Origin of the sequence: Shewanella sp. 11B5, assembly GCF_002836795.1 — a bacterium.
GTDB lineage: Bacteria > Pseudomonadota > Gammaproteobacteria > Enterobacterales > Shewanellaceae > Shewanella > Shewanella frigidimarina.
This window is the reverse complement of record NZ_PJAP01000317.1, coordinates 1-6,903: the sequence shown is the minus strand read 5'-3', so window position 1 is coordinate 6,903 and position 6,903 is coordinate 1. Positions and strand designations below refer to the sequence as shown.

General features: G+C 41.0%; 7 protein-coding genes. 6 read left to right on the top strand and 1 reads right to left on the bottom strand.

Features of this window, described 5'->3' with window-relative positions:
• The first annotated feature begins 392 nt into the window (after nt 1–392).
• A complete protein-coding gene (locus tag CXF78_RS06495; protein ID WP_102036314.1) occupies nt 393–2,045 on the top strand; it encodes a diacylglycerol kinase family protein in 1,653 nt (550 codons plus the stop codon).
• Nucleotides 2,046–2,065: 20 nt separating this feature from the next.
• Here CXF78_RS06495 and CXF78_RS06490 read toward each other — a convergent pair whose 3' ends face one another.
• Complete coding sequence (locus tag CXF78_RS06490; RefSeq protein WP_011639404.1) at nt 2,066–3,433, bottom strand: sigma-54 interaction domain-containing protein; 1,368 nt, start codon at nt 3,431–3,433, stop codon at nt 2,066–2,068.
• Between the two features lie 270 nt (nt 3,434–3,703).
• Between CXF78_RS06490 and CXF78_RS06485 the strand changes: the two genes are divergently transcribed.
• The 5 genes from CXF78_RS06485 to CXF78_RS06465 all read left to right on the top strand — a co-directional run.
• The gene (locus tag CXF78_RS06485; RefSeq protein ID WP_041413849.1) at nt 3,704–4,180 is read left to right on the top strand and encodes a hypothetical protein; all 477 of its coding nucleotides are present in this window, start codon (nt 3,704–3,706) and stop codon (nt 4,178–4,180) included.
• A 390-nt stretch (nt 4,181–4,570) separates the two neighbouring features.
• Nucleotides 4,571–5,122, top strand: a complete 552-nt coding sequence (locus tag CXF78_RS06480) for a BON domain-containing protein (protein WP_102036313.1) — start codon at nt 4,571–4,573, stop codon at nt 5,120–5,122.
• 92 nt (nt 5,123–5,214) lie between these two features.
• Nucleotides 5,215–5,475, top strand: coding sequence for a hypothetical protein (locus CXF78_RS06475; protein WP_102036312.1), 261 nt, complete (start codon nt 5,215–5,217; stop codon nt 5,473–5,475).
• A 384-nt stretch (nt 5,476–5,859) separates the two neighbouring features.
• Complete coding sequence (locus tag CXF78_RS06470) at nt 5,860–6,444, top strand: TetR/AcrR family transcriptional regulator (RefSeq protein WP_059746041.1); 585 nt, start codon at nt 5,860–5,862, stop codon at nt 6,442–6,444.
• A gap of 90 nt (nt 6,445–6,534) precedes the next feature.
• On the top strand, nt 6,535–6,903 hold a 369-nt coding region (locus CXF78_RS06465; protein WP_257984858.1), incomplete at its 3' end, for a C40 family peptidase.

Genomic DNA, 6,903 nt, shown 5'->3' with positions numbered 1-6,903 from the left:
TGACAATGGCAAGTTTAATGGTGTTTTTAACGGCTGGTTTATCAGCATGTTCAGATAACAAAGCTGAAAACGCTGGCGAGAAAGTGGATGAAATGATGCAAGATGCCGGTAATGCCGTTGAAGATGCATGTGAAGATGTTAAAGAAGGTATGAAAGCAGAAGATCCTGACTGTTAAGCATTATACCAATCACATTAACTATTTTACTCGTTCAAAGTCGTTAAGTTGTTAACTGAAAATACATTGATATCGTTAGGGCAACTCCCTTTTAAACCAATGTAGGTAGAAGTAGAAAGTTTGACTGACTGTTACGGAGTAACCGGATAGTTACTAGGATAAGTATTAACCTAAGCAGCACACATGTGCTGCTTTTTTTTAAACAGGAGGACCACTATGCTAACCCGTATTCATATTAAATATTACTATACTGTTGGCGCGTTATTGGCTTTGTGCTTATCTGTGGCGCTTCCTTATATATTTCTTAACGTTGTATTTGCTTGGATTGCATTATCTTTAGGGCTAGTGAGCTCAGCTTATTGGTTTAATAGTGCAGGCATTTTCCGAAAAAGCCAAGATGGCAGTATTCCTTGGTATATCAGTTGGAGTTTTATTCCCTTTTTAATGGGTTCCCAGTTGTATAACACTTGGGCGCGAAAGCACGACAAAGTACCCGCAATCCAAAAAATTGATAAGCAGTTGTATTTAGCATGCCGATTATTTCCCCGTGATATTGACCGACTTAAACATGAAAAAATTGACGCTATTTTAGATGTTACTGCTGAATTTGATGCATTAGAGTGGACCTTGATGGATGAAAATATTGCCTATTTAAATATTCCTATCTTAGATCACAGTGTGCCGACCGTCGCGCAGTTAAATCAAGCTATCAATTGGTTACACACCCAAGTCAGTAACGGTAAAAATGTCGTGGTGCATTGTGCGTTAGGTCGAGGGCGTTCAGTGTTGGTGTTAGCGGCATATTTAGTCTGTCGTGAGAAAAATCGTAATGTTAATGATGTGCTTAAATCCATCAATAGTATTCGCCAAACGGCACGATTAAATAAATGGCAGTTGGCCGCTATAGAAAAAATGCATAGCCATAATCAAATCAATATTCACAAACGCGCTTGGTTAATTGTTAATCCGGTGTCTGGTGGTGGTAAGTGGCATGATGAAGCAGAGCATATTACCCAAACCTTGACGGATTACTTTCAGCTTGAAGTGTTGTATACCGCTAAAGATAAGTCGGCGGTGCAGTTAGCCGAACAAGCCAAGCAAAAAGGCGCAGATATCATTGTGGCCTGTGGTGGCGATGGTACGGTTAATGAGGTGGCATCAGTGATTGTCGATACTGATATTTACTTAGGTATTATTCCGATGGGAACCACCAATGCACTAAGTCATACTTTGTTTGGCGCCGCCAGTAAATTGGTGCCGGTGTCGCAAGCGCTTGATATTTTGATTCAAGGTTATTCACAACGTATTGATACCGCAAGGTGTAATGATGAATTGATGTTGTTGCTGGTGGGACTAGGCTTTGAGCAGAAAATGATAGAAAAGGCTGACCGTAACCAAAAAAATGCATTAGGGCAACTGGCTTACCTTAATGGGTTGTGGGAGGCGATAGACGAAAATCAGCCATTGTCGATAAGAGTACAGATTGATGGTGGCGATATTCAAGTGATTAACACCACCAGTTTAGTGATTGCCAATGCTGCGCCTTTTACCAGTTTATTAGCACTAGGTAATGGTGAGCCCAATATTAGCGATGGCTTGTTAGATATTACCTGGATTGAGTCGAGCGAGACATCGCCACAACAATTATTGAGTATGACCGAGTTGCTATTTGCTGGATTAACTGGAGATCGTGAAGATAATCAAGCGAGTCGAATTCATCATGAGCAAGCAAAAACAATTTATTTAAACACGGATTCGTCATGCCAATATGTGATTGATGGTGAGTTATTTGAGTCGGAAGATCTGTGCATTAAAGTCAAACCCAATTCATTAAATGTGCTGGTGCCAAAAGCGAGCAAACACGTTTAATGAATGGGCGTTTAATGACGCTATGGTTCGTCTGAATCGGTTTGCTCTTCGTACTTGCTGAGTTTGTTATAAAGGGTTTTAACGCTAATGCCTAGCTGTTTGGCAGTATCATTTTTATTGCCCATAGATTTATCAAGTGCCTGAAAGATAGCAACTTTTTCAAGTTCGTCTAGGCGCATGCCAGCAGGTATTTGTACATCGTCAGCTAAAGGTTCTGTTGATGGTTCTAGAGGTGTCACCGTGATATGGCTAGGTAGAATGGTATCTTCTGCCAAAATATATGCACGTTCTATTGCGTGTTTTAATTCGCGGACATTTCCGGACCATTTCTGTTGTTGGATAAGTTTAAGAGCATCATCCGAAAAGGTTTTAGTGAGTTTTTCAGCGGTATTTCGATAGGCTAGAAAGTGTTGGGCTAAACCCGTTATGTCATCGTTACGATCGCGTAATGGTGGCACGTGGATAGGAAAATGCGCTAAACGAAAGTATAAATCTTCGCGAAAACGGCCAGCATCAATAGCGTCAGCTGGATCGCGATTAGTTGCAGCCACAATGCGAACATTGGCTTTTTTAAGGTGTTGTGAGCCAACAGAACGATATTCATTGTTTTCGAGTACGCGTAGCAATTTGACTTGATGTTCCAATGGCATTTCGGTGACTTCATCAAGAAATAAGGTACCACCTTCAGCTTGCTCGAACACACCGCGGTGATCACGATGAGCACCGGTAAAAGCGCCTTTTACATGGCCAAACAGTTCGCTGTCGACCAATTCAGGGCTTAATGCGCCACAGTTGATGGCGATAAACGGTTGATTGACTCGGTTACTGGCCAAATGAATCGTGTTGGCTACAAGCTCTTTACCGACACCGCTTTCACCGACAATAAGTACGTTGCTTTCGGTGACGGCAACTTTGCGAATAGTACGATACAACTTGTGCATTGACCGCGATGAACCAACCAATAAACCGTATTGGTCTAGTTCACTCGAAAGGGGCTGTTTTAACTTAGTCGATTGCGACTGCAAGTCTTGGGCAAAGTCTTCTAAGGTATCGTTAATTGCATCGGCATCGTAAGGCTGGCGAAAATGGTAACCAGCACTTTTTGACATTAAATGATCTAAGTTAGGGTTCGGTTTACCTTCGCTTAAGAAGATGAACTCAATATCCGACATTAACGCACTGTCAGTTAACTCTGCGTATTCTAGTTGGCTTAACTGTGATAATTCAATGATCGCAACATCTATCGAGTTACTGTGCAGTTGGTCTAACCAGGGCTGGTCAACTGAACTAGCAATCTTATTAAAGTGCTGACAACTCGGCAAGGCAAGGAGTCGTGCTTCACCTTCTTGACGACGGTGTAAATGATAAAAAAGTGTTGGACGTGGCATACCGATTCACTCCCTGTGGTGTTAAGTCTAATGTTTACCAGTGATGTCGTGTTGACAATCACAAGTGATCATTCCGTGTAATTAGGTAATTAACTCAGACCCGGACAAATTATAATAACTTTAACTATTAGAAGGTTAATTAATTTTTGCCCATGTACATGGGGTGTTCATGGTTTAGTTTTTGCTTAATAAGGTGTGCTGTACCCGTATATGTTACACAACCCATCCAACAAAGTGCCAGTAAAATTATCGAATGCAGGAGGATTTACATTGAAATCATTTACTCGAGACGAACAGGCTGAGTCCGATGTATGGCTATTGCATGAGGCTATTGATTTATGCCAGGAAGGACAACAATTTTATGTCCAAGCCACATTGGGGACCGACGATTACAACATCAAACGAATTTTTATCCACATGGCCGACATTCGAAAATGCATGCTGGATCGTTTAACACCATTGTTTAGCGTGGTGCGTTCAAGCCAAGCAAGGCCGATAGATAGCCAAACTTACCATCAACAATCCTCACGTCGCCACTATGCTAAGGCCGAACAAGTTATACAACAGCAGCCGTTACCCCAAGTGATAGCGGTATTGGTTGAAACGGAACAACAAGTCTTGGTTCATTTAAAGCAAGCTGCTAGAAAAACTAAAAATCAGCGTGTTGCTAGCCAACTTGCCGAAGGTATTGCTTGGTTACAAATGAGCTGTGACACTATGAAAAATCTTTCCGTTGTTCATACCTAGTCATATGTACGCACTAAAAAAGCGCATGATAATCAATATTGTCATGCGCTTTTTAGTATTCGAGGTGCTGTTAATTTGTGGCTAACGCGTGTTTTTCTGACTGGTAACATAATGGTTTTGTATCTATTGAATTGGCCATAGTCTCAATATCTAGAGAGTTTATTGAATGAGATATCAGGTTGATTTTGCGAATCTACATTGAGATCCATTAACACCCATTGCGACGATGAAAAATTTACCTAGTGTCGGTAAAAAAGTCCGATATCGTTGTCCATAAAGTTTATTTAAATAAACGCTGAAACCAGTTATTGTTAACTTTAACAGTTGGTTATGGAAGTTGGCATGGTTCGCGCATTATAATCCTTGAGATTAACAACGGAGGAAAACTTTATGAAAAAGACCACATTATCAGTAGTAATGAGCATTGTGTTAGGTTCAATGGCATTTGGTGCAAATGCAGCACAAGATTGGCAAGATGATGCAAAAGATGCGTGGATCGATGGTAAAGCTGAAACCACACTTTTGTTAAATACTAATCTGAATTCATTTGATATTAATACCGACGTACATGATGGTAACGTGACCCTAACAGGTAAAGTTAACAGCAGTGTTGACAAGTCACTTGCCGGAGAGTTAATTAGAAGCTTAGATGGCGTGAAAGACGTTAACAATGAGCTTTCGGTGATGAAGCAGCACAATGATAAAGACAGCAAAGATTTAAGTGAATCACTAACCGATTCGAAAGTCGCTACCGTAGTGAAAACGCGATTACTATTCTCCGCTGACGTGTCGGGCACAGATATTAACGTTGATGTCGCACATGGTGTCGTGACCTTAAAAGGTACTGTGTCGAGCGATGCAGAACGTGATTTAGCATTAACCATCGCTAAAAATACCGATGACGTTAAAGATGTAGTCGATGAGTTACGTGTAACAGGATAATTTATTCGGTTATACTTAAAACCAGCCTTCGGGCTGGTTTTTTTATGCCTAAAATAAGTATGTGAAGTGGTGACTTAAGGATGCTCTTTTCTATGACCAACCATGTGATAAAACCGCTGTTAAATGTCATGTCGTGGCTAGCGTTGGCAAGTGTGTTGTTACTATCTGGCTGTGGCAATGTATTGTGCCAAGCGCAAACTGATAAAGAAGTGGATCCCCTCAAGCAATATGAAGCCCAAAAGCGTTGTGAACAGCTAGTCGATGAGCATATGGATAATAGCTATTCTGATCGGCGTGATGAAAATATGCAGTTATTGAAAGAGTCGATAGCCAATAATACCCATAGTGGTTAACCCCGTTTTATTCAGGGTGGTACAAGCAGTATTTACCCATATATTGGCTGTTTTTTCTGTTCCATCTTGGGTAGGTTTTTTGCTTATAAGAAATCTGGCCGATAGTAATTACGTTATGTTGAAAAGCCTGCGTGGTTACCGCTGCATTTAATGCCGTGGTGCTGATAGAACATGGTTTTTCAAATTCCACTACTGAGCTTAAGCTTTATCGGAAACATATTTTGGTTGCGTATATAGATGATGGATTGATCCAGAAATAGAGCATTGATGGGACAATTTTGTTGAATCATCTAAAGATAAAAGCGCATGTTTTAGCTTATCAGTAACTAAAATTAGCCGACTGGTCTATTCTTGTTTATCCTATCACTAAAAAATGGAGGTTAAATGAATAAAAGTGCAGCGAGTAGACAGTCAATATGCGTCGTAGGTGAAAAGCTTTTTGCGTTACACGGTTATAGCGCAGTAGGTATTAAATTAATTCTCGACGAAGTGGGTATTCCTAAAGGTTCTTTTTATCATTACTTTGCCAGTAAAGAAGCGTTTGCTGCAGCTGTGGCTGAACATTATTTCCAGCAGCGCATTCAACCTATCGCTATCGATCCAGGCGTGAATTTTAAAGCCAATTTATCTACTGTGCTAAATGGATATCATCAACTGATTGAAGAGCTGTTTAGTGGCAGTGAACCGCGTGGCTGCTTGATGGGTAACTTAATGGTTGAGGTCAGTAGCCAGTCGCCGTTACTGCATCAAACCTTGAATCAGCTTTATGATCAATGGATCGCCTTATTGAGTGCACTAATTCAGCAAGGGCAACAACAAGGACATATTCGTGCGGACTTACCGGCATCAACATTGGCGAGTGTTTTTTGGTCAAACTGGCAAGGAACTATGCTACGCTGCCAAATTAAAGTCGATAAAATGGCGGCTAAACGGGCTTTAGTGCAGTGCATGCAAATGATGACTCGTTAACACTAAGCGGTGCAGCGGTTATTTTGATTGTGTATTACGAACAAAGAATTTATATTTCGGATGATTTTTCGGGGTTTGGAGTGGGTTGAATTGGCTAAAAGATTATTGTTTAGTTGTTTAGTGCTGTTGTTGTCTGCGTGTGCGTCTTCTCCTGCTGTGGTTGTCGCACCTAAGCCCGTGGTGGTTCCTCCCATGCTTAAGCCAGAACCTCCCAAGTGGAGTGAGTCAAACCTATTGAGTTTTCATAACCAATGGAAAGGCACTCCATATCGTTTAGGTGGCCTGAGTAGAAATGGCGTAGATTGTTCAGGGTTTGTGTATTTAGCCTACCTGAATATTGTTGGCGACAAGTTGCCTCGTACTGTGAACTCTCAACGTATTTTAGGTAAAGAAGTACCGCGTAATCAGTTACAGACTGGCGATTTAGTTTTTTTTAAAACCAATCGAACCGTTCGTCAT